Origin of the sequence: Paenibacillus sp. FSL H8-0168 (assembly GCF_038592955.1) — a bacterium.
In the GTDB taxonomy this organism is placed as follows: domain Bacteria; phylum Bacillota; class Bacilli; order Paenibacillales; family Paenibacillaceae; genus Paenibacillus; species Paenibacillus polymyxa_B.
The window spans coordinates 467,452-494,372 of sequence record NZ_CP151948.1; the positions used below are offsets into that span (position 1 = coordinate 467,452).

A 26,921-nucleotide genomic window follows, 5' to 3' on the forward strand; every position below is an offset into this window, starting at 1 on the left:
GCAAAAATCCAATAAGCGACTCCCAATGAACAATATATAGATCGAAATGGCCTAGTTCGTCTAGATATTGCACTTTGGAGCAACTGGAATCGAATTTTACAAAATCCTGAAGTAGCAGGCACTAGGGAGGGGGCGAAATGCTCCTTCCCTGATTGGAAATCATGTAGGTTGTGCATCCTCAGAAGATGTTCAGAATCAACACAAAGGAGATTAGAGCATGAATGTACTGAAGGTGCCAGCACGTACCATTGCCGTTTTCGTGCTACCCTGCCTGTTGTTGTATACCTGTATGGTATTTGTTCCGATTCTGGTGTCGGTGTATTGTGGATTGCTGGATTGGAACGGTATTGCCGAGGCAAAGTTCGTGGGGCTGGCTAATTTTGAGCGGATTTTTACAGCAGATTCAGTATTCTGGCCATCCGTGAAACGGACTATGATGTTTGCTGTGTTTTCCATGCTGGAGATTCCGTTCTGTCTGCTGCTGGCGATCTTGCTTAATCGTTATGTGCGTAAGGCCAATACGCTGGTTACGATGTATTTTCTGCCGGTTATTCTGTCGGTGGTCATTATCGGGCAGCTGTGGAAGACGATCTATAATCCGGCCTCGATGGGTGGAATGCTGAACGGTATTTTGATGGCGATTGGGCTGGAAAGCTGGACACGCTCATGGCTGACGGAACCGCAGATAGCGATGTACGCCCTCTATTTTGTATCGTTGTGGCAGTATTTTGGCTATCATTTGCTTATCCAGTTTACCGGGATACAAAATATACCGAATGAGTTGTACGAAGCAGCCAAAATTGATGGAGCTGAAGGATTCAAAGCAGACCGCTATATTACGCTGCCGCTCATTGTACCTATTTTCAAGATATCAATTGTATTAGCATTTATCGGCTCCCTGCAATCGTTTGATTTGATCTGGGTGATGACGGGTGGAGGACCAGCTCATGCAACGGATACAGTATCTACGTATATGTACAATATGTCCTTTTTATCGATGAAATACGGATATGGCAGCGCATTGGCTTCAATTCTCGTAGTGATTTGCTTGTCATTTACAATTGTGATAAATTTTGTTTTCAAACGAATCGAAAATAAGGTAAGCTAAAGGAGATGGAACTGTTGAATGCCTTGAAAAAAACGGGAGTCTTTACCTTATTGGCAATCTTAATTGTTACGCAGCTGTATCCACTCTTTTGGCTGCTGACCTATTCGTTGAAGACGAATGAAGAGATATTGAGCTCAAGTTTCTTTGCACTCCCTCAAGTGCCCCAGTGGCACAACTATCAGGAAGCCTATGAATCAGGGAGCTACTTGCGTTATTTAGGAAACAGTGTACTGGTGACCGGGGTTACGATGATCTTCGTCATTTTATTAAGCTCAATGACTGCTTATGCGATTACACGTTTTCGTTGGCGCTTTGGGGTTGTTGTGCTGACTTTGTTTCTGATCGGGATGATGATCCCGATGCAAGCTACACTGCTGCCGCTGATGGTGATGTTTAAAAACGTCCATATTCTGAATACGTATTTCTCACTGATTTTACCCTACATTGCTTTTCAGACACCGATTGCGGTCTTCATCCTATCCGGCTTTATGCGGTCCATTCCCCACGAAATTGAAGAATCCGCTTACATTGACGGAGCAAGCATTTATCGTATTTTCCGCAGTGTAATCTTACCCATCTCGATTCCGCCTATCATGACGGTATGTATTTTAACTTTCATTAACATCTGGAATGAATACATTATGGCTGCCACCTTTATCTCGTCCGAGAAGCTCAAAACTCTCCCTTTCGGCGTATATACGTTCGTCAGCCAGTATTCTGTGAACTACGGTAATATTGGTGCTTTTCTAGTCATGGGTGCCTTACCGGTCATTATTATTTATTTTGTTCTGTCCGAAAATATCACCAAGGGCATGGTTGCGGGAGCGGTTAAAGGATAGGCGGCCGAAGCGAAAGGAGCGCACGGAGGTATGATGCGCCGTTTTCAATCCATTCAATACCGCTTGTTTGTTCTGTTCCTATTGAGCATGTCCGGCATTGTGCTGGCGGTCAGTCTATTATTTTACAACCGTACTACGGTGCAGTTCCATGATAAGGTCAGCGAGCTGGCGCGTAAAAATGTATCCCAGACGGCAGGCCTGTTCGAATTGCTACTCGGCAGCTATAACAGTCTCTCCAAATCGATCAGCAACAATATGGATTTGGTTCGTCTGTTGACGACGGATAGTAGTGATTTACCTGCTGTCAATTACATCAACGAACGTACGATTACGAATATTCTGGGCGCTATCTATTATTCGCGTGAGGATCTGATTGGCATCCATGTCATCACAGACACAGGCAAGGTATATAACTATGGAAATTATATGAATGTCATTGATACTCATTACGAACATACGGAATGGTATAAGGAAATTCGAAAGTCGGCGGGCAAAATTGCATGGCTGGGCGTGTATCCTCACTCTGTCATTGATCAGGTGGAAACCAGACCCGTGTTTGCGTTTGGGCGGCAGCTCTATGATCTGGATGAACACAAGCCGATTGGTATTGTCCTGTTTGAGGCTGAGCCGCGTTCTGTTTTGTCCGCTCTCCACAATTTGCGGTTAGGCACCAATAGTCAGGTATATTTGTTGGGTCATGAAAACCGAATTGTGTCGGCCACTTCCTCTGATCCGCCACCGGATTTGCAAAATCTAGAGCAGCAGGTACCGGAGGAGGATGTTATTGTAAATCGAAGTAATGAAAGAGTTGTAATCGCTTCCAAGTTGCCGTTTGCCGACTGGTCTGTGATTAGTGTGACACCTAGTGAGGATCTGAACGTGGAGCTGGTGCAAAATCAAAGGTACTTATTTATCGTGGCACCTATACTTATTATTGTGTCGGCGTTAATTGCATCTATCGTCTCCAGGGGCATCTCCCTTCCACTCAAGCGAGTCATTCGGGAAATGAAGCGGGTAGAGACAGGAAATTTCCGTCATACGGTAAACACCAAATCCTATGAAGAAATCAATCAACTAGCTACCTCTTTTAACCATATGGTAAGACGGATTGCAGAGCTAATCGAGCTGGTGCGTATATCATCGGTCAGTGAAAAAAATGCGGAGCTGCACGCGCTACAGACGCAGGTCAATCCACATTTTCTGTATAATACGCTGGATATGATCTATTGGATGCTGGATGAAAAGGGACAAGATCAGCTCGGAGAGGTGGTTCTCTCCTTATCCCATATGTTCCGTTACAGCAGCCATTGGGAAGAGGGGACCGATGTAAGCCTTCGTGAAGAAGTGGAGCAGGTTGGCCACTATCTTACCATTATCCAAGCCCGGCTGGAGGGCAGGGTATCCGTAGACATCAATATTGAAGAACGATGGATGGATATCCGCTTGCCGAAAATGACCTTACAGCCATTGATTGAAAATGCGGTGAAGCACGGACTGGAGCCTCTTCATGCGGATACAGGTGGCAAGTTGCTCGTCAGAGCGGAGGAATATGGCGGTGTATTGAGCCTGCACATCATCGACAACGGTGCAGGGATGGAGTACGAACGATGGGAGGTGGTCCAGGTCGCTTTGGCAGAACCCGGCAAACAGGCGGGCAGCGGGCAGGCGGGAGGCATCGGCCTGCAAAACCTAAATTTACGGCTACGGCACATGTTCGGAGAAGAGTACGGCCTACGGATCTCTAGCGCACCTGGGGCCGGAACAACAGTCACTGTAAGTGTGCCTCTGCCACAGAAGGAGGAGAAACATGAATATTCTGATAGCTGACGATGAAAATATGATTCGCCAGGGGATTCGGCGTACCATTGGCCAAGCTCTACCAACCTGCGGCATTCATCTCGCTGCTTCCACCGAGGAGGCAGCAGGCATTCTGGCGGAGCATCCTGTAGATATTGTATTAACTGATATCCTGATGCCCGGTATGGATGGTCTGGAATTCATGCGTATTTCTAAGCGAAAGCATCCTCATCTGCAGTGGGTTGTCATTTCGGCCCATTCCGACTTCCATTATGCACAAAGAGCAGTAAAGCTGGGTGCCAAAGACTACCTGTTAAAGCCGATTGGTAAAAGAAAGCTGCTGGAATGCATTGAAATACTGGCAGCCGAAGCGCTTGTGGCCTCGCAGCAGGCGAACGAGGGTAGGCTTCTCAAATCCAATATGGTTTATTTGCGTGAAGCCGTTTTCCAACGCTATGCCCTTGGACTGGACACGGGCAAGCTGGATATACAGCCTTTTGTCGAAAATTATCCAGAATTCCATCTCTTCATGGTTCGCATGGAACCTGATCACAAGCAGACGCATCTGGAGCATTTTATGATTGAAAATGTACTGTCCGAGCTCATTGAGGCAGGAGGCAGCGGCTTTGTCGTCAGTCTAGACCGCCATAGTCTCCTGGGCATTGCAAGGCTAAGGGATGAAGCAGAGGCCGCACGGCTAGAGACGTTGCTCGAATCCCATCTGAAGCGTTATGTGAAGGTGCCCCTACAAATTACACGTTCGGGTGTTCATCACAATTTTGCCTCCATACCTGAAGAGGTGGCGCGACTAAGACGTACACCAGAGGAGATTGCAGCCGCAGCAGCGGATACAGGAGAATGTTTACGCAAAGGCATGCATACGGTAGATGTGGCATTGCAATACATTCGGGCTCACTTCACAGAGGATCTGTCGCTGGAGAAGGTGGCTTCAATCGTATTTTTGAATCCGGTGTATTTCAGCCAGTTATTCAAGCAAAAGACGGGACAAGGCTACAAGGATTACGTCATTTGCCTGCGTATGGAGGAGGCGAAGCGTCTGCTCAGTGATCCTCATCTGCGGCTGGCTGATATTTCAGAGCGGATCGGCTATCAGGATATGCGGCATTTTACACAGGTATTCCGGCGCAAATGTGGAATGACTCCAACCGAGTATCGGCATCAAGGAGTCAAGTAAGGCGGTATCAATGACCGAATGAAGGAAGTTCATCTAGCACCAGACTGTTTCAGGAGTAGAGCGGTAGAGCATCTACTCGGGAACAGTCTTTTTCGTGTCTCCAGCTTGTAACAGTTCAACAAATTTGCGAGCTGCATTGGATAAATAACGATCTTTGCGCCATACGACGGCAGGCTGTGTGAAGGGGAATGGCTCTTTAATGGAGAGTGTGCGAAATCTGTCCCCGTATTCTTGTCCCAAGCCAGCGTCTGGAATAATGGTAATTCCCATGCCTGTGGAAACGAGCGAGAGAATGGTCGATATTTCTGGACAGTCTAGTACGACGCGCGGAATAAGATGGTGTTCCTGAAATTTGCGGATGACGGTTTCGTATAGTCCGTGTCCTTCTGTTCGGCGTCCCAACAAGAGGTCATAGCTGGCAGCTTCCTGTAATGTAATTTCCCCACTGGGATGGCGATCTGCCCATTCACACGGAAGAACCGCAACAAAAGAAACGCCCTCCAGTTCAATCGTATGGTACGATTTGTCATCTACCGGAAGCAGCAGCAGGGCCAGATCAACTTTATTTTGGTGTAACAGCTCTTCCAGATGATGTGTGTCTCCGTGTCCTATTTTAACGTATACCTCTGGATAAACCTGATGAAAGCGACTGAGTTGTTCAGTAATCAGAGACATACAGGCGGATGACGTGCCTATAGCAAGTGTGCCGGTTACTTTGTTTTCAAACTCCCCAATTTCTCTACAGGTGTCCTCCATTTCAGCCAATAATCGTTTGGCGCGTGTATACAGTGTATACCCGGCCTCGGTAACTTCCCACTTCTTTCCTTCACGGTAAATCAGCTTTACGCCAAGCTCGTCCTCCATATTTTTGAGTTGTTGACTCAGTGGAGGCTGGGCCATGTTGAGCGTTCTGGCGGCCTTGGTGATTTGCCCTTCCTCCACGATGACGCAAAAGTAATGCAGATGCTTCAAGTCCATTGGGGATTCCTCCTCATTTCTAAACAACGCTTCGATTTGAATACTTTTAAAGTATGCATTACATATATTATATATATTTTTCGTGTGCAAGGAACGGGCGTATAATTTTTGACAGTAATGCATGGGTGAACATAAAACGATGGGATGGAAGGAGGGGACATATGAAGAAAATCATTGTAGGAATATCGGGAGCGACAGGGTCGATTTTTGGTATCCGTATATTACAACAATTACGAGAGGCTGGAGTCCAAAGCCATCTGGTGCTATCCCCGTGGGCTATTGCGAACATCCCCTATGAGACAGGCTACACGGTGAAGGAAGTGGAGGCAATGGCGGATGCGGTCTACTCGTATAAGGATCAGGCTGCGCGTATTTCCAGCGGCTCCTTTCGAGTAGACGGCATGGTCGTCGCTCCTTGCAGCATGAAGACCCTTGCCTCCATTCGTATTGGTATGGCTGACAACCTGCTTACCCGATCAGCGGATGTGATACTGAAGGAGCGAAAGAAGCTGCTGCTCATGACCAGAGAAACACCATTAAGCAGTATCCATCTGGAAAATATGCTGGAGCTGTCACGTATGGGCGTGATGATCCTGCCGCCGATGCCTGCCTTTTATAATCATCCTGCAAGTATCGAGGAATTGGTGGATCATATTGTTTTTCGTGCATTGGATCAGTTCGGTATTGTCACAACCGCAGCCAAACGCTGGGATGGAATGAAGCAGAATGACTCCAGACTGCACCAGAATTGAGAAATCGAAAGATGAAGGAGAATGAATGATGGCCTATAAAGACTTTCGCGATTTTCTACACACCTTGGAAAAGGAGGGACAATTACTCACGATCAGCGATGAGGTAAAGCCGGAGCCGGACCTCGCAGCAGCTAACAGAGCATTAAACAATCTTGGAGATAAGACACCTGCTCTCTTTTTCAACAACATCTATGGATATACGGATGCTCGTATTGCAATGAATGTGATGGGCTCCTGGCCCAATCATGCCCTCATGATGGGAATGCCCAAAAACACGCCGCTCAAGGAGCAGTTTTTTGAATTTGCCAGACGCTATGAACAATTTCCGGTGCCCGTGAAGCGGGAAGAAACCGCACCCTTTCATGAAGTCGAGATTACAGAGGATATTAATTTGTTTGATATTTTGCCGTTGTTTCGTTTGAATCAGGGGGACGGAGGGTTTTATCTGGATAAAGCAATTCTAGTTTCACGCGATCTGGATGACCCGGACACCTACGGTAAGCAAAATGTCGGCTTGTACCGGATGCAGGTGAAAGGCAAGAACCGTTTGGGCATTCAGCCTGTACCACAGCATGATATTGCGATCCATATCCGTCAGGCTGAGGAGCGCGGCGAAAATCTGAAGGTGGCTATTGCCCTCGGATGTGAGCCTGTGATTACAACGGCTGCTTCTACGCCGTTGCTGTACGATCAATCCGAATATGAGATGGCGGGCGCCATTCAGGGTGAGCCTTATCGTGTGGTCAAAGCGAAGGAGGCAGATCTGGATCTGCCTTGGGGAGCCGAGGTCATTTTGGAAGGCGAAGTGTTAGCAGGTGAACGTGAGTATGAAGGTCCATTCGGTGAATTCACAGGTCACTATTCCGGCGGCCGCGCGATGCCAGTCATTCAGATTAATCGTGTATATCACCGCAAACAGCCTATCTTTGAGCATCTGTACATCGGGATGCCTTGGACGGAAACGGATTATATGATCGGTGTGAATACAAGTGTACCGTTGTTTCAGCAGCTTAAGGATGCTTTTCCTAATGAAATCGTGGCTGTTAATGCCATGTATACGCATGGGCTGGTCGCTATTATTTCCACGAAAACCCGGTATGGCGGCTTTGCAAAGGCTGTGGGGATGCGTGCGTTAACGACTCCGCATGGATTGGGGTATTGCAAGCTCGTGATTGTGGTGGATGAGGAGGTCGATCCGTTCAATCTGCCGCAGGTCATGTGGGCTTTATCCACCAAGCTTCATCCAAAGCATGATGCTGTCATTGTTCCTGGCTTGTCTATTTTACCGCTTGACCCCGGCTCTGATCCGGCAGGTATGACGCACAAAATGATATTGGATGCGACGACACCTGTAGCACCGGATATTAGAGGACATTACTCGCAGTCGCTCGATTCCCCGCTGGGTGTAGCGGAATGGGAGAAAAAGTTGAGCCAAATGCTTCGCTAAATATGTTTAAAAATAAAGAAAGATTAAAGGAGTGCTGACAGATGCATATTTGTCCCCGTTGTGAATCTAATCGTTCAGAAGTTGTTACCCGCTCGCCAGTTAAAGGCGCCTGGGAGGTTTTGTTGTGCCCTGTATGCCTGTTCACATGGCGGACCTCAGAACCGGATAGCATTACTGATCCAGCAAAGTATAAATCGGCATTCAAGGTAAACCCCCAAGATATTCCGAATGCTGCTCATGTTCCTCTTATTCCAGAGCGGATATAGGGTCGTTCGTAAGTAGCCGTAAATTATGGTACTTTGAAGTTATAGGCCAAAAGTAAAGGGGAATATACTTCATGCAGACACCAAGGATCGGTAAGGAACTGTTTACGCTGTTGGACGGTAAGGAGCTGAAGGACAAGCAGCATGAAGCAATGATGCTGCTGACGGTCACGGAAGATCAGTGGCCGCACATAGCGATGATTAGTGTGGGCGAGGTTGTAGCGCTGGACGAGGGGAATTTGCGTCTGGCACTATGGCCGGGTACGACCACGACAGGCAACATGATCCGTACTGGGAAGGCGACGCTTGCGGTGTTCACCGGAGGGAAGGCGCATTATGTGCGGTTGTCGCTGGAACATCTGCCTGCTTTGCCCGGAGCCAAGCATGTACGTGAGCGATTTGCGGCTCATGTTTTTGCAGCCAGAGAAGATTCGGCCCAATATGCGGATATCTTGACAGGTGTCACGGTCCGTCTCAAGGAACCGGAATCGGTGATCCATCGTTGGAAGGAAACGGTGGCTGAGCTGTTAATGTAATGCCATCTGATTATGACAAATAATCTATGTATTTACCAAGTTTACCGTTAAAATAAATGCGGGGAATAAGCGCTTACAAGGGATCGCGCTGAGCTTGTTGGAACAGGAAATTAGAGCGCGAGGGGAAGCCTGTTTCTTTTGAAGGAAAAATAGGAGGGATGAATATGTCTCGTTTTGACAAGGTAGATCAGCTATTGAAACATTTCGTAGCAAATGGACCGGCAGGTTGCGGTTGTGCCATTGCCCAGAATGGTCAAGTGTTGTATGAAGGGTATCATGGATATGCTGATCTGGAAGCCCGAAAACCAATCACTGAGGATACAGTGTATCGCTTGTTTTCCATGACAAAGGTTGTTGTCTGTGCGGCTGCACTTATGCTGTACGAACGTGGGCAATTTTTGTTGAATGAGCCTTTGTATGAATATTTCCCCGAATATCGTAATGCGCATGTATTCAAAACCGCTCCTAACGGATACACCTACGTCGATAAGGCGGAGAATCCCATTTTAATTAAGCATATATTCAATATGAGTGTGGGTCTTCCCTATGCTTCCGAGTCTTCAGAGACAGGACGGGCTATGCAAAAGGTCCTTAGAACGTTAAAGGAAAAGCAGGGGAAATATGATCTGCGCACAGAAATTAAAGCGCTTTCTGATATTCCACTTTCATTTGAGCCGGGAACACGCTGGTTATATGGATATGGACATGACCTGGTTGCAGGTCTTATTGAAGTGATTTCAGGTAAATCATTAGGGCAATTCCTAAAGGATGAAATCTTTGATCCACTTGGAATGAACAATACAGGTTACCGTTATCGTGGAGATATTGAATCGCGGATGGCCTCCATGTATCAACGGACAGACGCCGGAAAACTTGAGAAAATAGAGGGTTTCTTGGATGAATATCATCAGCCAGATGCTATATATGAAGGCGGAGGCGCAGGTTTATATTCGACAGTCAAAGATTACCTCACATTTTCACAAATGATGTCAAATGGCGGCACGGTAAACGGTGTGAACTTATTGGGTAGAAAAACCATTGATTTAATGCGTACAAATCATCTGAATACAGCTCAACTATCGGATTTCACCAATTCATACCATACAGGTTATGGCTATGGACTTGGTGTGCGCACGTTAATGGATAAAGCGGCTGGGCATGCAAACAGCTCGATTGGAGAATTTGGCTGGACGGGAATGGCAAGCACCTGGGTTTCTATAGATCCGAGCGAACAGTTCTCCGTCGTTTATATGCATCAGCTCGATCCCAATATGGAAGAGTACCATCATTTGAGAGTTCGCGCAGCAGCTTATAGCTGTTTGTAAATGCGAGCTTGTGGATCTGTTGGGGGGAACTCTTCACTATGGCTCTGAAGCTACACAAATTGTAATGTCTAATCTTTCTCAGAAAATGATCTAGTTAATAAGGACCAAATTTCCTTCGAAGCCTAAACTATTCTTTTCCATATGACGACATAAAACGTAGGTGTAAGGATTTTGCGAAATCCTTAATTTAAGTTTTGAAATGGGAGGGAATTAGATTTTGAAGAATAGATGGTCCGGTTTTCTGGCGTTGGTCATCCTGATTTCAAGTTTTACATCATATGCAGGATTTGCATCTGCTGCGGATGCGGTGCTTTCCAAGATTGTCCTTTCCTCTAACGAGGTAACTTTGCAGCAGGGAGATACGGCTGCGTTGACGGCTACTGCTGTTTTTAGTGATGGGACAACCTCGAATGTAACCGTAAGCACGGATTGGAAAAGTGATAATACAGCTATTGCTACTGTGTATAATGGTACAGTTTCGGCCAAGGGTGAAGGGGAAGCCACCGTGGTTGCGACCTATAAAGAGAAGGTGCAATCGGTTCAGGTACATGTAACGAAAAAGGTTAAGGCGCTGACATCCAGTGTACAAAGCCTGAACTTGCGTTCAAGCGGTACAGGACAGGTTGATCTGACAGCGACATACAGTGATAATACAACAGCTCAGGTTTCGGGTGATGCTACCTGGACCTCCGATAATCAAAAGGTAGCCACAGTAGTTAACGGATTGGTTACTGCTCAGGGAGCAGGTACAGCCAATATTAAGGCCGTATATGGTCAACAGACCGTAACCATTGCTGTGCAGGTGGAGCAGGTTAAACGTCTCGATGTCAGTTCATCAGAGGTTTCTCTTTTGTTGAAGGATACTGAGAAGGTTAAGCTTTCAGCGACGTTCCCGGATGGATCGGTACAGGACGTGACAGAGTCCGCTGAGTGGAACTCCAGTAATGCAGCCGTGGCGGATGTACTGAAAGGCACTATTACCGGCTATAGTGCGGGAAAGGCGACAATTACAGGTAAATATGGCACGATGTCCGCTACGATTTCGGTAGATGTTGATCAAACGAATAAGCTGAAAGCCAGCGAATCCAATATTTTTCTGCGTCTGGATGAATCTAAGAAAGTACAAGTTTCTGCCGTTTATCCGGATGGGACGGTAACGGATATCACAGATAAAGCTACTTGGACATCAAGCGATGATAAAATTGCGACTGTGAATAAGGGAACGATTATGGCGATTGGAGCGGGTTCGGCTACGGTGACCGCTAAGTATGGAGATAAGACCGTTTCGATCAAGACAGATGTCGAAACCTCCAGATATCTGGATTTGAGTGAGGACAAGCTGAGCCTGAATGCCAAGGAATCCAAAAAGCTCAAGCTGACCGCAACGTATGTAACAGGTACGGAAGAAGATATCACAAGTAAGGCAGAGTGGAAGTCCAGCAATGAAGACATCGCTTTTGTCAGTGCGGGAGAAGTCACGGGTTATAAAACAGGTGAGGCTACGATCACCGCTTCTTATGGTGGCAAAACAGTTACAGCTACGGTATCCGTAAATGTACCCGGTGATCTGTCTCTGTCCTCCAAAACGGCAACGATTGATATTGATGAGGACTATACTGCAACTTTGACGGCTACTTATGCGGATGGACGTAAAGAAGATGTAACACAGGATGCAGAATGGACTTCAAGCGCAGAAGATATTGCCTCTGTGTCCAAAGGAACGATTACGGGTAAATCCGCTGGTAAAGCGGTTATTACAGCGACCTATAATGGCAAAAAACTGACGATTAACGTGCAAGTAGGCCTTGTAGACCGTCTGGAAACAGACTCGCGTGTAATTGCGCTTGGTGCTCAGGAAACGAAGCAACTGAAAGTAACAGGAGTTAAGAGTGGCGGTACAAAAACAGATGTAACTAAGGACGCCACCTGGACAACTAGCAATGTAAAAGTGGTTGAGGTTAGCGAAGGTTTGATCAAAGCGAATGGTAGCGGTAAGGCAACTGTGACTGCTTCATATGGCAAGCAAAACATTACGTTTACGGTAGAAGTGGACGTAGCGCAAAAGATTGAAGCGGATGCAATCGCGCTATCGCTCAAATCTGGAGATCAAAAAACCATCGCGATTGTGGTTAAATCGAGTGATGGTAAAGAAAAGGACGTTACGGCCCAAGCTGAATGGAAAACGTCTAATTATAAGGTAGCCACTGTTAAAAAGGGTCAGGTTACTGCGGTTAGCTACGGTAAAGCTAATATTCAGGCGAAGTTTGGCGGGAAGGTAATTAGTGTACCCGTGGATGTTGATACGCTTAAATACCTGCAAACAGACGAAGTCGCATTGAATTTGAAGGCAGGACAGCTGGCTAAGGTTACGGCTACAGCCACGTATAAGGATGAGTCGGAGAAGGATGTTTCCAAACCGGCTGTCTGGTCCTCGTCCAGAATTATTGTTGCGACCGTCAAAGACGGTAACATTAAGGCACAGGGCAAGGGTAAAGCTGTAATTACTGTGAAATATGCAGGTAAAATGACGAAGGTACAGGTAACCGTTCAGTAAAAAAGAGAGCAAGCATACGTCCAAGGACGATAGGCTTGCTCTTTTATTTTAAGGAGGCACCGCATATAAATTATGACTTATCTTTCTTGGTCGGTGTGTTGCGTGTAAGTGATTCGGTCAAACGCTTGCCAGTCGGCGTCTGGGCCAACCCGCCTTTGGCGGTCTCGCGGTGCTTCGACGGCATCGCACTGCCGACTTCAAGCATGACGTCAATGACTTCGTCAGACGGAATAGCGCTGCGCACACCCGCCAAAGCCATGTCCGCTGCGGCAAGCGCAGTCACGGCTCCCAGCCCGTTGCGCACGATGCACGGAATCTCCACGAGTCCGGCGACGGGGTCGCAAATCAGGCCGAGCGTGTTCTTAAGAGCGAGGCCCACGGCGTGAACAGCCTGTTCAGGCGTACCACCGCGCAGCTCGACCATAGCGCCAGCGGCCATCCCGATAGCTGAGCCAATCTCAGCCTGACAGCCTCCTTCCGCGCCAGAAATGAAGGAGTTGTTGGCGATCACGTAGCCAATGGCCCCAGCGGCGAACAGGCCGTTCACCATATGCTCATCATCCCATCCGAACCGCTCCTGCGCACTGATGAAAACACCTGGGATAACCCCACATGACCCTGCAGTGGGCGTGGCGACAATGCGACCCATGGATGCATTAACCTCCGACACGGAGAGGGCATAAGCCATGGCGAGCGCGGAGGCATCGCCGGAGCAGGTTTCCCCTGCCCGCAGATACTCGGCTAGGCGCTTGCCGTCACCGCCCGTCAATCCACTGCGGGATACGGTGTCTTGTGTCTGTCCGCGATGAACGGCTTCCTTCATGACTTCATAATAATCAGACATTTGACGAAAGATTTCTTCCTCCGTTGTATTCGTTTCTTGCACCTGCTCTTGAATCATCAAGCGGCCAATCGTGGTGGATTCTTCAGCGCATAAAGCGCTGATCTCATGCAGATGGCTAAACCGCATCGGATTCAGCTCCTTTTTTCAAATTAATCATCTTAATTTCATACATATGAGGTAAAGAACGCAGTTCCGCAATTAGTTCAGCTGGAGCAGAACTGTCCGTTTCAATGGCGGTGAGTGCTTCACCATCCCGGCCCTTGCGATCTACGTGCATATAGGCAATGTTAATGTGAGCCGCGCCCAGCGCTGAAGTTATCGCGCCCAATGTACCGGGCTTATCCGAGTGGAGAAGCACCAGCGTAGGCAGCTCCCCGGTCAGATTGACCCGGAATTCGTTCAGTTGCTGGACATGGATGCTGCCGCCGCCGATGGAGGAGCCCAACAGTGTACGCTGATCCTCGCCCTTCCACAGCTCGAAACGGACAGTGTTCGGATGAGGGGCGGGGAGTCCGCTGACGGCGAATTCCACGGCCATCCCGGCTTGTTCGGCCCATTGCTCGGCATCGGGAATCCGGTGATCGTCCGTATCGTAATTAAGCAGTCCTGCGATGAGCGCCAGATCTGTACCGTGTCCTTTATACGTATCGGCAAAGGAACCGTATAATGTCATGCGGGCACGGTCAGGCTGCTCTCCGAGCCAGTGCCGGGCAACGCGTGCGAGTCGCACTGCGCCTGCGGTGTGTGAACTGGAAGGTCCGGTCATGGCCGGGCCGATAATAGAAAATACATCTTTGAAACGCATGGTGTGACCCCCTGTATGTTCTAATACCATACTATATGGTATTTCCGCGTCTTTGCGCGGTTATGACGGTTCCTAATGCTGACGCACAATGTGAGCACAAAAAAGGACAGGATAAGGAAGTTTCCCTTATCTCTGTCCTCGTTACCTGAGAGTTTCGTGCGGTGTTCTTACCGCCTTACCCCTTGGGTGGCTTGCGCTCTCTCCAGAGTTGCGTCAGATGACGATACATGGACCTGAGAGATTATCCGCCAGCCGGGTGCTGGCGTCTTGCTCCTTCGGTGCCGCCAGAGTATAGGCTCCCTGGACAGACTCTCCCGTCATCTTCATTCGCGTATACCGTTCTACATGTCTTCCTTAGGGTAATGTATGCCGTGCTCGGTGTCAATCACAGGGTTCAATTTTTACATAAACAGGTGCGTTTCCAATAAAAAAGATTAAAATTTACATAATTATGGATGAAATCAGGAAGGAATTAGAAGATTGGCGGCTAATCTGATAAAGGACAAGTACATTTATGGAAAACATAGGAGGGATATTGACGTATGGTAAAAGGCTTGCGGTTCACAGGTTCACGCTTAAAAGGGATGCTGCATCTAGCAGCAATCGTATCACTGCTGATCGGGATCTTCGTTCCATTCGGTCAGGTCAAGGCAGAGGGAGCATTGACAGTAGCCGAAGCACTTCAGGGCCAAAGCAGTGGAGGTACGGTGACGGTGGAAGGCTACATCGTCGGACATGCTACCGGATCGAAAACGGCTAACTTTTCTTCTCCGTTCGCGAATGATTTTAACGTACTGATTGCCGATCAGGCAAATGAACGTAATACGTCTAATCTATTGGATGTACAGCTGACTTCAGCGTACAGAGGGCAATTTGGGCTGTCAGGCCATCCTGAGCTGATCGGCAGCAAAATTCGTGTGACGGGTACACTCGGCGCCTACAATAATTTTGGTGGAGTGAAAAGTCCAAGCGCTGTTGAACTGGTGAGCGGAAGCGAGCCAGGGGAACCAGGTGAACCTGGCAACCCGGGTCAACCCGGTACTACATTGCCGGATGGAAAAGGCAAAAAGGTGCTGTTCGATAATACGCACGCACAGACCGCTGGAGCAGCAGATTGGGTCATTGAAGGCGCCTTCTCCGACTTTGCCAATGGACTGCGTAATGTAGGCTTTACGGTAGACCAATTGAATCGTCCCATTCCTTTTACTTATGGAGAGCAGGCCATAACATATGATAAGCTGCGCCAATATGATGTGTTCATTATTGGTGAAGCGAATGTTGCCTTTAAGGCATACGAGCAGGCTGCTCTGCTGCAATACGTGAATAACGGGGGGAGCGTCTTCTTCATCTCCGATCATTATAATGCGGACCGTAACAAAAACCGTTGGGATTCCTCCGAAGTTATGAATGGCTACCGTCGTGGAGCCTATACTAATCCGGCCAAAGGCATGACTGCAGAAGAAGCAGCATCACCGGCGATGCAAGGATTAACAAGCTCCGATTGGCTGGCGACCAACTTTGGTGTTCGTTTCCGTTATAATGCGCTTGGTGACGTGAATGCTACTGACATTGTAGCCGCAGATCAATCTTTCGGTATTACCAAGGGTGTGCGCTCGATTGCAATGCATGCAGGATCTACGCTGGCTATTATTGATCCTACCAAGGCTAAAGGCATTGCTTATATCCCTTCAGGCACGAAAAAATGGGGGAATGCTGTAGACCAGGGAGTTTATAATGGCGGGGGCCGTGCAGAAGGGCCTTATGCCGCTATCTCCAAGGTAGGTCAAGGCAAGGCAGCGTTCATCGGTGATTCTTCCCCTGTAGAAGATGCTACACCGAAATATGTGCGTGAGGAAAACGGACAGTCGAAGAAGACATATGATGGTTTCGAGGAAGTGGATGATTCCACCTTTCTGGTGCAAACGGTCCAATGGCTTGCATGGAAGCAGGACTACACGAAATTGTCTGATGTGGCAGGTTTGACTCTGGATCAACCAACGAAGCTTCTGCCATTCGAGGAGCCTGCGGCTTCCACGGAACCGCAGGCTGAGCCTTGGTCTGCTCCAGCAGCAGGCTACAAATGGTATGATCCTAGAACGTTCAAGTCTGGCTCCTATGGAGCGGCTTCGTAATTATCGTGAGGAGCTCAATGTGAGCTGGTGCTAGTTAGTCGTTTGATCCCTGTAGAGGGATCAGGCGACTTTTTTTGTGATGAAAATTAACCTGTGGTTGGTTATTTCATTACATTTTGTGCCAGAAAGGCCGCGCTACTGCTGGATCATTGATTTTTTAAATGATGTTGATAGCATAATCTTAATTGATATATCCATATACTGGTGATAGGATGTATTCAAATTATTCCGACAAAAACGGTATGTAATGTTCATGAGAGGTTTTAAACATCAAACATGGTGAGAATAAGCGGGACAAGACCATGGAGAATGGAGGAAGCGCGCATTGAATACCGAACCCGTGTTGGAAATTAAAGGATTATCCGTCTCTTTTCGCATCAAGGATCAATATCACCCCGCAGTCGACCATCTGGATCTGACGGTCAACCCCAATGAAGTGCTGGCTGTAGTCGGAGAATCTGGCTGTGGCAAAAGCGCACTGGCGCTTTCTATCCCGCAACTGCATGACATGGAACGCACACGTGTAGAGGGAGAGGTCCTTTTTAAAGGCACGGACCTGAACCGTCTTTCTTCAGGGCAAATGAATAAAATCCGCGGAGCGGGCATTGGCATGATTTTTCAGGATCCGCTGACAGCACTCAACCCGTTGATGAGCATTGGCAAGCAGATTGAGGAAAATCTTGATTATCATACGTCACTATCTATGAAGCAAAAAAGGGAACGTGTGCTGGAGCTGCTGGAAAGTGTAGATATACCGAATCCTGTGCGTGTGTATGATCAGTATCCGCATGAACTGTCAGGAGGGATGCGGCAGCGTGTGATGATCGCGATTGCCATAGCTTGCCGACCTTCTCTTATTATTGCAGATGAGCCGACGACTGCGCTCGATGTAACGATCCAATCGCAAATTCTCGACTTGCTCAAACAGCTTCAACAGGAGACTGAGAGCGGAATTATCCTGATTACGCACGATCTTGGTGTTGTGGCAGAAGTAGCCGACCGCGTGGTGGTCATGTATGCCGGAGAAATCGTGGAGAGCGCTGATGTTTTTGAATTATTCAGGCATCCACAGCATCCGTATACGCGTTCTTTGCTTGCTTCTATGCCGGGATCGCATACCAAGGGGGAATCACTGCATGTCATCGGCGGTATTGTTCCCTCATTACAAGATATCCCCCGCAATAGCTGCCGCTTTGCTCCGCGTATTCCCTGGATTCAGCAGAGAGTGCATGAAGACCATCCCCAACTAAATGAAATTTCCCCTGGACATTGGGTCCGTTGTACATGTTATCAGCATTTTCATTTTGAAGACGAGGCAAAGGGGGAGGCTGCTCATGGCACTACTGGAGTTAAATGATCTGAGGGTCCACTATCCGGTGCGCGGTGGTTTCTTCCAGCGTGTTATCGATCAGGTGAAAGCAGTGGATGGCGTGTCGATCAGCATTGAGGCAGGCCAGACATACGGGCTGGTGGGAGAATCCGGTTGTGGAAAAACGACGACAGGCAGGACGATCATCGGTCTAAATAAGCTGACGAGCGGACAGATTCTGTTTAAAGGAAAGGACCTTGCAGCTCTGAGCCGTAACAATCGCCATCCACTGCGTAGAGATATTCAGATGATTTTTCAGGACCCATACTCTTCGCTCAACCCGCGTAAGCGCGTATTAGATGTCATTGCTGAACCGCTGCGAAATTTTGAAAGGCTGAGCAGTGAGGAAGAACGAAGGAAAGTACAGACGTTGCTGGAAAAGGTCGGCTTGAATGCCGATGCAGCCTACAAATATCCGCATGAATTTTCCGGGGGGCAGCGGCAACGGATCGGGATCGCGCGTGCGCTTACATTAAACCCCAAGCTGATCATTGCAGATGAGCCGGTGTCGGCGCTGGACGTTTCCGTGCAGGCACAGGTGCTTAATTTTATGAAGGATGTGCAGCGGGAGTTTAATTTAACGTATTTGTTCATTAGTCATGACCTAGGTATTATCCGCCATATGTGTGACCAAATCGGTATTATGTACCGGGGACGTCTAGTGGAGCAGGGGAGCGAGCAAGACATTTATGAGCGTCCACAGCATCTGTATACCCAGCGCCTCATTGCAACCATACCCAATATCGATCCTACAAAACGACTGGAAAATGCCCAAAAAAGGCGAATGCTTTTATCCTCCTACAAAACAGAGCTGCCCAAACATCTAGACGTGAGTGGAAAGCCGTTTGCACTAAAATCAGTAAGTCCATCCCATCAAGTCGCGCTACCATAAGGGGGTACGGAATATGTGGAAATTTACACTGCGTCGGCTGCTGGTTATGATCCCTCAACTTTTTGCACTGAGCGTGCTTATATTTTTCCTAGCTAAGGCTATGCCGGGGGATGCCCTGACAGGACTTATTACCTCGACACCCAATCTGAATCCGGCCGCACTGGAAGAACAGCGACAAAGACTGGGACTGAATGACCCGGTGTGGGTGCAGTATGGGAACTGGCTCGTCCAGCTTGCTCACGGGGATCTGGGCAAATCTTATGTACATAAAATTAGCGTTACCGATCTGATTGGCAGCCGTCTGGGGAACACGTTCTTTCTGGGCGTAGTAATTCTGGTTCTGACGTATCTGATCGCTATTCCGCTCGGCGTACTCAGCGGTCGTTATCAGCATAGTCTGCTGGACAAAACCGTAGTGGGCTATACCTATCTCAGCTTTGCGACACCTCTATTTATACTCGCGTTGTTGCTGCTGTACGTATTCGGATTCAGGCTCGGCTGGTTTCCAACCAGCGGCAGTGTGGATGTAGGCGTGGAGCCGGGGACATGGGCATATTACGTGAACAAGTCGTATCATCTCATTTTACCGGCGGTTACAGGCGCATTGCTCAGTACAACGGCTACGATTCAGTATTTGCGCAATGAGGTCATTGACACAAGACTGAAGGATTTTGTGAAAACAGCGCGTTCCAAAGGGGTACCCGAAGGTAAAATTTATTCCCGCCATATTTTCAAAAACTCTCTATTGCCGATTGCTGCCTTTTTGGGCTATGACCTGACGGGAGTAATTGCAGGCAATATTTTTCTTGAATCTATTTTCGGTTATCCGGGGTTGGGCCAATTATTTCTCCAGTCCATCACTCAACGGGATTTTTCAGTCGTGAACGCGCTGGTCATGATCTCTGGCTTCTTGGCGCTATTAGGAACTCTTTTATCTGATGTCATCCTAAGCAAAGTCGATCCCCGCATTCGAATTGAATAGCGAACAAGTCTAGAGAAAGGGAGGGATTATGGTGTCTATACAGGTGGAGGAGGTCTTCACGCCGGAAATCATTCATAAATCACCATCCAGTTGGTCTGTACTGCGTCGTGAGCTGGTGCGTGACAAAATGTCCTTGGTTTCCATTGGTTTTGTAATTCTGTTCTTGATCTTTATATATGCCTCTGTCCTGTTTGTAAATCAGGATGTAGTCACGACGGTCGATTTGGGCGCGATCCGTGAAGCTCCAGGCTCAGTGCATTGGCTGGGGACAGATCGAGCGGGCAGGGATATTTTCGGTCAGCTGGTCATTGGAGCCCGCAATTCCTTCACCATCGGCTTTACGATTACATTGTTATCCGCGGCTATTGGCTTAACGTTAGGTTTGCTGGCTGGTTTTTATGGGGGACTGGTCGATAACATCATCATGCGAATCATTGATTTTATTCTGGTGCTTCCGTTTTTGATGCTGGTCATCGTATTTGTCAGCATTGTACCCAAAAGCGGCATAGGGTCCTTTATTTTCATTATGACTGCCTTTTTATGGATTGGGAAAGCACGTCTGATTCGAGCCAAGGTGTTGTCGGAGCGCGAACTGGATTATGTGCAGGCTTCCAAAACCCTTGGCACACCCAATTGGAAAATCATCTGGTTTGGCGTGCTGCCCAATCTTAGCTCGGTCGTGATCGTCAACCTGACCCTCAGCCTCGCGGGAAATATCGGGATTGAGACCGGGCTTTCTTATCTCGGCTTTGGCTTACCGGAATCTACTCCAAGCTTGGGTACACTGGTGAGTTATGCCAATGACCCGGATGTTTTGCAGAATAGCTGGTGGATGTGGTTGCCTGCATCACTGCTTATTTTGGTGTTAATGCTGGCGATTAACTTTATTGGTCAGGCGCTCAAACGCGCCACGGATGCCAGACAACGATTGGGTTAACCGAAGTTCAAGGATAAGGACAATAACAAGGAGGGATTTACAATGGTTAAACGCTGGAAAAAAGGGATTCTGCCTGTTCTATCTGCAATTTTGGTGCTTTCACTGGCCGCATGCAGCGGTTCGCCTTCCGCTTCAAATGGAGGGAAATCGTCTGACGGTACAGGCGGCTCAGGGTCCGACAGCAAGCAGGTGAATGCGACAGCGCTGGCGAAGGCGATCAAGAACGATAAGGCGCCGATTAAGGGTGGCATCATCAATTATGCACTCGTGTCTGATACCCCTTTTGAAGGTATTCTGAATCCTGTATTTTATGATGGCAATCCTGATTTTGAAGTCTTCCAGTTTTTCTACCCTTCTATGTTTTCGATTGACTCCAATCTAAATATTGACGATAAAGGGGCGGCGACGATTTCCTTTTCCCCAGACAATAAGGCTGTGACTGTCAAAATTGATCCCAAGCTGAACTGGACGGATGGTAATCCCGTAACGGCAGAGGACTATGCTTTTTCCTATGAAGTGATTGGTCATAAAGACTACGAAGGTCCGCGTTATGATAGCTTTATGACCAACATTGTGGGCATGGAGGATTATCACGCGGGTAAGGCCAAAACCATTTCTGGCATCAAGGTGCTGAATGAGAAAGAGGTTACCATTCATTTCAAGGAACCTAATCCTTCGGTGAAATCGGGACTGTGGTCTACACCACTGGAGAAAAAGGTATTTCAGAATATTCCCGTGAAAGATATGGCCGGATCTGATCCTGTTCGTAAAAATCCGATTGGCTATGGGCCATTCAAAATTAAATCTATGGTCACAGGTGAATCTGTGGAATTCGTCAAAAATGAAGATTATTTCCGCGGTGCGCCCAAGTTAGATGGCCTTCATCTGAAGGTGGTGAACCCGAATGTCATTACCGAGGCGCTGAAAAGTGGAGAAGTCGACTGGGCCAGCTATCCAACCACCCGTTACAATGAGGCCAGCAATCCGAAAAATGTACAGTTTCTCGGTCAGGAGGAATTATCTTATAGCTATGTAGGCTTTAAGATGGGCAAATTCGATCAGGCCAAGAGTCTAAATATCATGGACCCGAACGCCAAGCTGGCGAACAAGTCATTGCGTCAGGCCCTTGGCTATGCGCTGAATAATGAGCAGGTCGGCAAGCAGCTCTATCATGGGCTTCGGACTCCTGCGACATCCCTGATCCCGCCTGCCTTTAAGGGATATCATGATGTGAATGCGAAGGGCATTGCGTATGATCCAGACAAGGCGAAAAAGCTGCTGGACGAGGCAGGATATGTGGATACCAATGGAGATGGATACCGTGAGGACCCTAAGGGCAAGGAACTGGTACTCCATTATGCAGCAATGAGCGGGGATGCGACAGCCGAATCGCTGGCGAAGTTTTATTTGCAAAATTGGAAGGATGTCGGACTTCATGTCGAGCTGGTGGACGGTCGTCTGCTTGAGTTCAATTCTTTCTATGACCGTGTGCAAAAGGATGACCCCGGCATTGATATTTTTGGCGGCGCATGGAGTACAGGTACAGATGTAAACCCTAGTGGGCTGTATGGACGCGGAGCCAGCTTTAACTACTCGCGCTTTACCAGTGAAGAGAATGATAAGCTGTTGCAGGAAGGGGTGTCTGTGAAAGCCTTTGACGACAATTATCGTAAAGATATATACAATCAGTGGCAGGCGTATATGAGCGAGGAGGCACCCATCGTACCTACGTTATTCCGTTACTCGTTAGAGGCAGTGAATAATCGGGTAGCCAATTACGATATTACTCGTGGCAAGGAGTATGATGCAGACACGTTTGCGAATATTACGTTGACTGCGGAAAAAGCCGAAGTAGCCCAATAATCTAAAAAGCGCAATAACCTGAAGAAGAAGCGCGAACCGGATGGATCCGATTTTGCGCTTCTTTTGACCTTTTCATGCAATCATTCTGGGGATTCTCGAAGGGAGAGAAGGAAGACGGAAATACGTCAGCTTCAATACTTCATTGCCGTATGCGAGGAACTACATTTTACGAAAGCTTCGGAAAAGATCGGAATCTCCCAACCCACGCTTAGCTTGCAAATTAAGGCGTTGGAAGAGGAATTGGGCATGACGCTTTTTGACCGTGCAGGCAAGAAAATTAAAATGACAGATGCCGGGAAATTGTTGCTGCAACACAGTGAACATGCGCTCAAGGATTTACAGCAAGCAAAGGCTTCCATTGAGGAGTTGCGTACCGAGCAACGCGGGAGTTTGCGGATTGGTATTGCATTATCGGAGCTGGAGGAACCATTGCAAGAAATGCTTATCCATTTTCATCAGTCATTTCCTAGAGTCAGCCTGCACATCCATCCATCATTTGATGTAACAGAACAGCTGCTGGATAACCGAATGGATGTTGGCATTACGCTGCATTCGGGTACGGATGAAAGGCTTGTCCAGCTTCCTCTTCGTACGGAGAACTACTGTCTTGTTGTTCCGGTAGAGCATGTGTTTTCCAACCGTTCTTCCATTACGCTGGACGAATTGAGGCATGTATCGTGGGCGATGCAGCCAGAGTGTCATCCCGGCAGGAAGCTGATTGAGAAGTGCTTCCGGGATCGCGGGTATCCCTTTGCAACCGTCTTGGAGACAAATTCCATACCTTCAATCCTGCGCTGGGTGCAGGAGGGACTTGCCGTAACCCTACAGACGGAGTCCCTTGCGGCAGAATTGGATCGCTCACAATTTTGCACTGTACCTATTTTGTGCGGCGTGCTCCAGGGTCAGCTAGAGTTGATTTATCGGTCTGGCCGTTATCAGGGAGAAGCATTGAAGCGATTAATTGAAAAGATACAAGCTGTACTAACAGTGCGTTCCAACTAGTGGCAACGCTGATGAGTATCACGAACTTTAATGTGTACGAACTTCCAGCCTGCGTGCAATCAGTGACATACTGTAATTGACAGCAAAGTACAGGAAAGCTGCGAACAGCAGGGCTGGAATGACAAAGGATTGATTTTGCCCACCGACAATCTGAATGTTATGCGTCAGCTCCGGCAAACTGATAATGACAGCCAGTGAGGTATCCTTGAATAGGGAAATGAACTGGCTGACAATCGGGGGCACCATGCGACGAAGCGCTTGGGGCAGAATGATATGCCATAAGGTTTGAGAGTAGCTTAGACCGGAGGAACGTGCGGCTTCCACCTGTCCTTTATGGACCGAATTCAGACCGCTGCGCACAATCTCGGCGATCATGGCTCCCTCGAAGATCGACAGGCCTGTAATGGCTGCCCACTTGAGGGAAATCGACAATCCGATGGATGGTAAAACCATACCGATGAAGAAAATAATGAGCAATAATGGAAGATTGCGAATGAGATCAATGATAAAGGCTGCAACCTGTGAAATGACAGGTAAGCGAGTATAGCGCAGGATGCCGAATAAGATACCGAGAACGAAGCTGAACACGATAGAATAAATAGCAACCTCCAGCGTGAGCAGGAAGCCCTCCAGTATAAAACGCACATTAGGCCATACAAACAATCCACCGAAATCCATACGGGCTTCCCTCCTTAGGATGTTTTGGACAGACGCCGTTCCATATATAGTACAAGAAAGCTAAGCGGAACCGTCAAGATAAGATACAACAGCGCCGTGATGGCGTAGACTGTGATGGGCAGGAAGGTATCCGAGTTAATGAGGTCCGAGTAATACATTAGGTCCAGTCCGGCCACAATAGCCAGCACGGAAGAGTTTTTGACCAGATTAATGAATTGGTTGCCGATCGCAGGCAGTACAATTTTGATGGCTTGCGGTAAAATAATGCTGATCATCGTCTGGTTGTAACTCAACCCGGAGGACCTTGCCGCTTCAAATTGCCCCTTGGGCACAGATTGAATGCCGGCACGTATGGCTTCAGCAATAAAGGAGGCTGTGTATACGGTCAATCCAAGCGTTCCAGATACGAATCCGTCCAAAGGGATGCCCAAAGTGGGAAGCCCGAGATAAAAAAACAGTACGACGATCAGCAATGGGATATTGCGGATGACCTCTACATAGACGGTACCGATCCAGTTCAGCCATTTAAAAGGCGCAATTCGGAGGATGGCAATAATAGCCCCCAGAATAAAGCTTCCAACCAAGGCAATGACACTAGCTTGAACGGTATGAAGCAAGCCTTCTCTGAAACGGTCGCTATGATCAAAAAGTACGTTGATATCAAAAGTAAGCATCTGCGAATTTACCTCCTTATCCAGACCTAAGAAAGGAAGGAGCTCGCAATCGCGGCTCCTTCACAAGAATACTATTCGGGTTTAACCCCAAGCCATTGCTCGTGGAGCTTATCGTATTCACCGTTGCTTTTCAGTTCCTTGAGCGTATCATTAATGGCTTGCAGCAGTTCGGGTTGTCCCTTCTTCACTGCAATGCCGTAAGGTTCCTCTGTGAAGTTCCCGCCTACAAGAGTATAATTCGGGTCTTGCTGCTGCATGCCGAGCAGAATAGAGTTATCCGTAGTCAAGGCTTCTCCTTTACCTGCTTTGAGGGCGTTGAAAGCATCCTGATAGTTTTCGAATTCCAATATCGTTGCTTCAGGTGCTTTTTCACGGATATTTTTGGCGGAGGTAGAGCCTTTCACGGCGAGCACCTTGGTTTTTGGGGTCAGAGACTCCAGCCCGGTGATGGGGCTCCCCTTTTTCACGAGCAGAGATTGCCCGGCGTTAAAATAAACGTCGCTGAAATCAACCTGCTTTTTACGTTCATCCGAAATGGTCATCGTCGCGATAATGGCGTCAATGTCCCCATTTTGCAATAAGGTGATTCGTGTTTTGGACGTGACCTCTTTTAGTTCAAGTTTGGTTTCATCGCCAAAAATATGTTTGGCTACAGCCTTAGCGATGTCGATATCAAAGCCTTCTACTTTTCCGCTAGCCGGGTCTTTCAGTCCGAACAGCTTGGTATCGTATTTCACACCAACGACCAGTTTGCCACGCTGTTTGATCGCTTCCAGCCCGTTGGCTGCTGCCGGCTCATTCCCCGACGTTGCCGCTCCTTCTTTGCCTCCACAGCCTGCCAAGACGAGCAGACAAGATAAAGCTACCAGCACCAAAGTACTCCATTGAAATCTTTTTCTCATCAGAACATTCCCCTTTCGATTTACGCTACATTGGTAGTCTGTTTAATGATGAATCAGACGGCTCAGGAACAGGCGAGCCCGTTCTTCACCCGGATTCTGAAAAAATTCGGCAGGTTGGCTGTCTTCCAAAATCTGTCCTTTGTCCATAAAAATCACGCGGTCTGCTACTTCACGTGCAAAGCCCATTTCATGAGTGACAATGACCATTGTGATGCCCTGATGGGCGAGCGAGCGCATAACATCCAGTACCTCTCCGATCGTTTCGGGATCAAGTGCTGAAGTAGGCTCGTCGAACAACATAATTTTTGGATTCATCGCGAGCCCACGGGCGATCGCGACCCGCTGCTGCTGTCCACCGGACAATTGGGCGGGGTAGCTTTGTGCCTTTTCTTCGATTCCGACGCGCTTTAGATAGGTGATGGCTGTTTGAGTAGCTTCTTCTTTCGAGATGCCCAGTACCTTCATAGGTGCCAGTACAATGTTTTCAATCACCTTTTTGTGTGGATACAGATTGAAATGTTGGAACACCATCCCGATGTTGCGGCGGAAGGCATTAATATCAATCTTTTTGTCATGTACAGGGACCTCGTTAACGATCAGCTCCCCATCCGATATCGTTTCCAGACGATTGATGCAGCGAAGCAGGGTGCTTTTACCCGAGCCGGAGGGACCGATGATTACGACGACCTCGCCCTCCTTAATTTGAAGATTGATGTCTTTGAGTACATGGAAGTGACCGTAATGCTTGTTGACATTGCGAAACTGGATCAGAGAGCTCACCCCTTTTAGGCTTGGATACATAGCTTAGTAGACGGATTGACATGATCAAGCTCTATTAGAATTTCAAAATTTCTCTCATGATACTATAAGCTTACAATAAAAAACAAGATTTTATGTCATAAAACTTTACGTGTATTATATTTTGGTATGTCCTTTTGCTTGTTAACTGCTATTTATATGATAAAATTAAATGAATATTCACAATTTAATGTTATTTAATTTTACATGGAATAATAGCGTTCGACATGCCAAGGGAGAAACGTGACA

At 47.8% G+C, this 26,921-nt stretch carries 24 protein-coding genes, 1 pseudogene and 1 riboswitch; of the genes and pseudogenes, 18 read left to right on the forward strand and 7 right to left on the reverse strand.

Going from position 1 to position 26,921, the window contains the following annotated elements; genetic code table 11:
- Window positions 1-217: 217 nt before the first annotated feature.
- From MHI21_RS02160 to MHI21_RS02175, 4 genes are read left to right on the forward strand one after another with little or no spacing between them, the layout of a single operon-like run.
- Window positions 218-1,108 carry a sugar ABC transporter permease gene (locus tag MHI21_RS02160; protein WP_342419333.1) on the forward strand — a complete coding sequence of 297 codons (891 nt, stop codon included), beginning with the start codon at window positions 218-220 and terminating at the stop codon, window positions 1,106-1,108.
- A gap of 14 nt (window positions 1,109-1,122) precedes the next feature.
- Window positions 1,123-1,947 carry a carbohydrate ABC transporter permease gene (locus MHI21_RS02165; RefSeq protein ID WP_071639241.1) on the forward strand — a complete coding sequence of 275 codons (825 nt, stop codon included), beginning with the start codon at window positions 1,123-1,125 and terminating at the stop codon, window positions 1,945-1,947.
- A gap of 30 nt (window positions 1,948-1,977) precedes the next feature.
- Window positions 1,978-3,774 (forward strand): sensor histidine kinase, encoded by a 1,797-nt coding sequence (locus MHI21_RS02170; protein ID WP_165178766.1) that lies wholly within the window; start codon window positions 1,978-1,980, stop codon window positions 3,772-3,774.
- The gene (locus MHI21_RS02175; RefSeq protein ID WP_342419334.1) at window positions 3,755-4,939 is read left to right on the forward strand and encodes a response regulator; all 1,185 of its coding nucleotides are present in this window, start codon (window positions 3,755-3,757) and stop codon (window positions 4,937-4,939) included. Before MHI21_RS02170 ends, MHI21_RS02175 begins: the two co-directional genes overlap by 20 nt.
- A gap of 72 nt (window positions 4,940-5,011) precedes the next feature.
- On the opposite strand, the gene MHI21_RS02180 is transcribed toward MHI21_RS02175, so the two are convergent.
- The gene (locus MHI21_RS02180; RefSeq protein WP_235307012.1) at window positions 5,012-5,917 is read right to left on the reverse strand and encodes a LysR family transcriptional regulator; all 906 of its coding nucleotides are present in this window, start codon (window positions 5,915-5,917) and stop codon (window positions 5,012-5,014) included.
- A gap of 161 nt (window positions 5,918-6,078) precedes the next feature.
- Between MHI21_RS02180 and MHI21_RS02185 the strand changes: the two genes are divergently transcribed.
- The 6 genes from MHI21_RS02185 (at window position 6,079) to MHI21_RS02210 (ending at window position 12,794) form a co-directional block, all read left to right on the forward strand.
- Window positions 6,079-6,669 carry a flavin prenyltransferase UbiX gene (locus tag MHI21_RS02185; RefSeq protein ID WP_013369033.1) on the forward strand — a complete coding sequence of 197 codons (591 nt, stop codon included), beginning with the start codon at window positions 6,079-6,081 and terminating at the stop codon, window positions 6,667-6,669.
- A gap of 28 nt (window positions 6,670-6,697) precedes the next feature.
- Window positions 6,698-8,116 carry a non-oxidative hydroxyarylic acid decarboxylases subunit C gene (locus MHI21_RS02190; RefSeq protein ID WP_341163737.1) on the forward strand — a complete coding sequence of 473 codons (1,419 nt, stop codon included), beginning with the start codon at window positions 6,698-6,700 and terminating at the stop codon, window positions 8,114-8,116.
- Window positions 8,117-8,157: 41 nt separating this feature from the next.
- Entirely contained in the window at window positions 8,158-8,382 is a 225-nt protein-coding gene (locus tag MHI21_RS02195) for a non-oxidative hydroxyarylic acid decarboxylases subunit D (protein WP_342419335.1), read from the forward strand.
- A 71-nt stretch (window positions 8,383-8,453) separates the two neighbouring features.
- The gene (locus MHI21_RS02200; RefSeq protein WP_061832095.1) at window positions 8,454-8,915 is read left to right on the forward strand and encodes a hypothetical protein; all 462 of its coding nucleotides are present in this window, start codon (window positions 8,454-8,456) and stop codon (window positions 8,913-8,915) included.
- A 164-nt stretch (window positions 8,916-9,079) separates the two neighbouring features.
- Complete coding sequence (locus MHI21_RS02205) at window positions 9,080-10,240, forward strand: serine hydrolase domain-containing protein (protein ID WP_342419336.1); 1,161 nt, start codon at window positions 9,080-9,082, stop codon at window positions 10,238-10,240.
- A gap of 217 nt (window positions 10,241-10,457) precedes the next feature.
- On the forward strand, window positions 10,458-12,794 hold the full coding sequence (locus tag MHI21_RS02210) for an Ig-like domain-containing protein (RefSeq protein WP_342419337.1): 2,337 nt from the start codon (window positions 10,458-10,460) through the stop codon (window positions 12,792-12,794).
- Between the two features lie 70 nt (window positions 12,795-12,864).
- On the opposite strand, the gene sdaAA is transcribed toward MHI21_RS02210, so the two are convergent.
- Both sdaAA and sdaAB read right to left on the reverse strand, forming a co-directional pair.
- Window positions 12,865-13,764 carry an L-serine ammonia-lyase, iron-sulfur-dependent, subunit alpha gene (gene sdaAA, locus MHI21_RS02215; protein WP_071639258.1) on the reverse strand — a complete coding sequence of 300 codons (900 nt, stop codon included), beginning with the start codon at window positions 13,762-13,764 and terminating at the stop codon, window positions 12,865-12,867.
- Window positions 13,754-14,443, reverse strand: coding sequence for an L-serine ammonia-lyase, iron-sulfur-dependent subunit beta (gene sdaAB, locus MHI21_RS02220; protein WP_061831949.1), 690 nt, complete (start codon window positions 14,441-14,443; stop codon window positions 13,754-13,756). The genes sdaAA and sdaAB overlap by 11 nt, the downstream gene beginning before the upstream one ends.
- A 211-nt stretch (window positions 14,444-14,654) precedes the next feature.
- A riboswitch (glycine riboswitch) is annotated at window positions 14,655-14,770 on the reverse strand.
- 215 nt (window positions 14,771-14,985) lie between these two features.
- Here sdaAB and MHI21_RS02225 point away from each other — a divergent pair.
- From MHI21_RS02225 to MHI21_RS02260, 8 genes and pseudogenes are all read left to right on the forward strand, one after another.
- Window positions 14,986-16,575, forward strand: coding sequence for a DUF6359 domain-containing protein (locus MHI21_RS02225; protein ID WP_342419338.1), 1,590 nt, complete (start codon window positions 14,986-14,988; stop codon window positions 16,573-16,575).
- Window positions 16,576-16,900: 325 nt separating this feature from the next.
- Window positions 16,901-17,932: an ABC transporter ATP-binding protein gene (locus MHI21_RS02230; RefSeq protein ID WP_342419339.1), complete on the forward strand. Its 1,032-nt coding sequence runs from the start codon at window positions 16,901-16,903 to the stop codon at window positions 17,930-17,932.
- Entirely contained in the window at window positions 17,910-18,836 is a 927-nt protein-coding gene (locus tag MHI21_RS02235; RefSeq protein ID WP_341162468.1) for an ATP-binding cassette domain-containing protein, read from the forward strand. Before MHI21_RS02230 ends, MHI21_RS02235 begins: the two co-directional genes overlap by 23 nt.
- 13 nt (window positions 18,837-18,849) lie before the next feature.
- On the forward strand, window positions 18,850-19,818 hold the full coding sequence (opp4B, locus tag MHI21_RS02240) for an oligopeptide ABC transporter permease (protein ID WP_103046713.1): 969 nt from the start codon (window positions 18,850-18,852) through the stop codon (window positions 19,816-19,818).
- A gap of 28 nt (window positions 19,819-19,846) precedes the next feature.
- Entirely contained in the window at window positions 19,847-20,755 is a 909-nt protein-coding gene (locus MHI21_RS02245; protein WP_342419340.1) for an ABC transporter permease, read from the forward strand.
- 42 nt (window positions 20,756-20,797) lie between these two features.
- Entirely contained in the window at window positions 20,798-22,618 is a 1,821-nt protein-coding gene (opp4A, locus tag MHI21_RS02250; protein WP_341162466.1) for an oligopeptide ABC transporter substrate-binding protein, read from the forward strand.
- 63 nt (window positions 22,619-22,681) lie between these two features.
- Window positions 22,682-22,858: pseudogene (locus tag MHI21_RS02255) on the forward strand (LysR family transcriptional regulator); the annotation flags it as partial.
- A gap of 6 nt (window positions 22,859-22,864) precedes the next feature.
- Complete coding sequence (locus MHI21_RS02260; RefSeq protein ID WP_342420165.1) at window positions 22,865-23,620, forward strand: LysR substrate-binding domain-containing protein; 756 nt, start codon at window positions 22,865-22,867, stop codon at window positions 23,618-23,620.
- Window positions 23,621-23,647: 27 nt separating this feature from the next.
- Here the strand turns inward: MHI21_RS02260 and MHI21_RS02265 are convergent, their stop codons facing one another.
- The 4 genes from MHI21_RS02265 to MHI21_RS02280 all read right to left on the reverse strand — a co-directional run bounded on the left by MHI21_RS02265 (window position 23,648) and on the right by MHI21_RS02280 (window position 26,654).
- On the reverse strand, window positions 23,648-24,298 hold the full coding sequence (locus MHI21_RS02265; protein WP_039270255.1) for an amino acid ABC transporter permease: 651 nt from the start codon (window positions 24,296-24,298) through the stop codon (window positions 23,648-23,650).
- A gap of 14 nt (window positions 24,299-24,312) precedes the next feature.
- The gene (locus MHI21_RS02270) at window positions 24,313-24,972 is read right to left on the reverse strand and encodes an amino acid ABC transporter permease (protein ID WP_165178775.1); all 660 of its coding nucleotides are present in this window, start codon (window positions 24,970-24,972) and stop codon (window positions 24,313-24,315) included.
- A gap of 71 nt (window positions 24,973-25,043) precedes the next feature.
- Entirely contained in the window at window positions 25,044-25,874 is an 831-nt protein-coding gene (locus MHI21_RS02275; protein ID WP_165178776.1) for a transporter substrate-binding domain-containing protein, read from the reverse strand.
- A gap of 42 nt (window positions 25,875-25,916) precedes the next feature.
- Window positions 25,917-26,654, reverse strand: a complete 738-nt coding sequence (locus tag MHI21_RS02280; RefSeq protein ID WP_061831951.1) for an amino acid ABC transporter ATP-binding protein — start codon at window positions 26,652-26,654, stop codon at window positions 25,917-25,919.
- Between the last annotated feature and the right edge of the window lie 267 nt (window positions 26,655-26,921).

Excerpts from the sequence above, each read along its gene's own strand:
- MHI21_RS02270 (WP_165178775.1), bottom strand. The coding sequence starts at position 24,972 with ATGCTTACTTTTGATATCAACGTACTTTTTGATCATAGCGACCGTTTC.
- sdaAA (WP_071639258.1), bottom strand. The coding sequence starts at position 13,764 with ATGCGGTTTAGCCATCTGCATGAGATCAGCGCTTTATGCGCTGAAGAA.
- MHI21_RS02265 (WP_039270255.1), bottom strand. The coding sequence starts at position 24,298 with ATGGATTTCGGTGGATTGTTTGTATGGCCTAATGTGCGTTTTATACTG.
- MHI21_RS02195 (WP_342419335.1), top strand. The coding sequence starts at position 8,158 with ATGCATATTTGTCCCCGTTGTGAATCTAATCGTTCAGAAGTTGTTACC.
- MHI21_RS02185 (WP_013369033.1), top strand. The coding sequence starts at position 6,079 with ATGAAGAAAATCATTGTAGGAATATCGGGAGCGACAGGGTCGATTTTT.
- MHI21_RS02275 (WP_165178776.1), bottom strand. The coding sequence starts at position 25,874 with ATGAGAAAAAGATTTCAATGGAGTACTTTGGTGCTGGTAGCTTTATCT.
- opp4A (WP_341162466.1), top strand. The coding sequence starts at position 20,798 with ATGGTTAAACGCTGGAAAAAAGGGATTCTGCCTGTTCTATCTGCAATT.
- opp4B (WP_103046713.1), top strand. The coding sequence starts at position 18,850 with ATGTGGAAATTTACACTGCGTCGGCTGCTGGTTATGATCCCTCAACTT.
- MHI21_RS02260 (WP_342420165.1), top strand. The coding sequence starts at position 22,865 with ATGACGCTTTTTGACCGTGCAGGCAAGAAAATTAAAATGACAGATGCC.
- MHI21_RS02225 (WP_342419338.1), top strand. The coding sequence starts at position 14,986 with ATGGTAAAAGGCTTGCGGTTCACAGGTTCACGCTTAAAAGGGATGCTG.
- MHI21_RS02175 (WP_342419334.1), top strand. The coding sequence starts at position 3,755 with ATGAATATTCTGATAGCTGACGATGAAAATATGATTCGCCAGGGGATT.
- MHI21_RS02190 (WP_341163737.1), top strand. The coding sequence starts at position 6,698 with ATGGCCTATAAAGACTTTCGCGATTTTCTACACACCTTGGAAAAGGAG.
- MHI21_RS02200 (WP_061832095.1), top strand. The coding sequence starts at position 8,454 with ATGCAGACACCAAGGATCGGTAAGGAACTGTTTACGCTGTTGGACGGT.
- MHI21_RS02160 (WP_342419333.1), top strand. The coding sequence starts at position 218 with ATGAATGTACTGAAGGTGCCAGCACGTACCATTGCCGTTTTCGTGCTA.
- MHI21_RS02170 (WP_165178766.1), top strand. The coding sequence starts at position 1,978 with ATGATGCGCCGTTTTCAATCCATTCAATACCGCTTGTTTGTTCTGTTC.
- MHI21_RS02235 (WP_341162468.1), top strand. The coding sequence starts at position 17,910 with ATGGCACTACTGGAGTTAAATGATCTGAGGGTCCACTATCCGGTGCGC.
- sdaAB (WP_061831949.1), bottom strand. The coding sequence starts at position 14,443 with ATGCGTTTCAAAGATGTATTTTCTATTATCGGCCCGGCCATGACCGGA.
- MHI21_RS02245 (WP_342419340.1), top strand. The coding sequence starts at position 19,847 with ATGGTGTCTATACAGGTGGAGGAGGTCTTCACGCCGGAAATCATTCAT.
- MHI21_RS02205 (WP_342419336.1), top strand. The coding sequence starts at position 9,080 with ATGTCTCGTTTTGACAAGGTAGATCAGCTATTGAAACATTTCGTAGCA.
- MHI21_RS02180 (WP_235307012.1), bottom strand. The coding sequence starts at position 5,917 with ATGGACTTGAAGCATCTGCATTACTTTTGCGTCATCGTGGAGGAAGGG.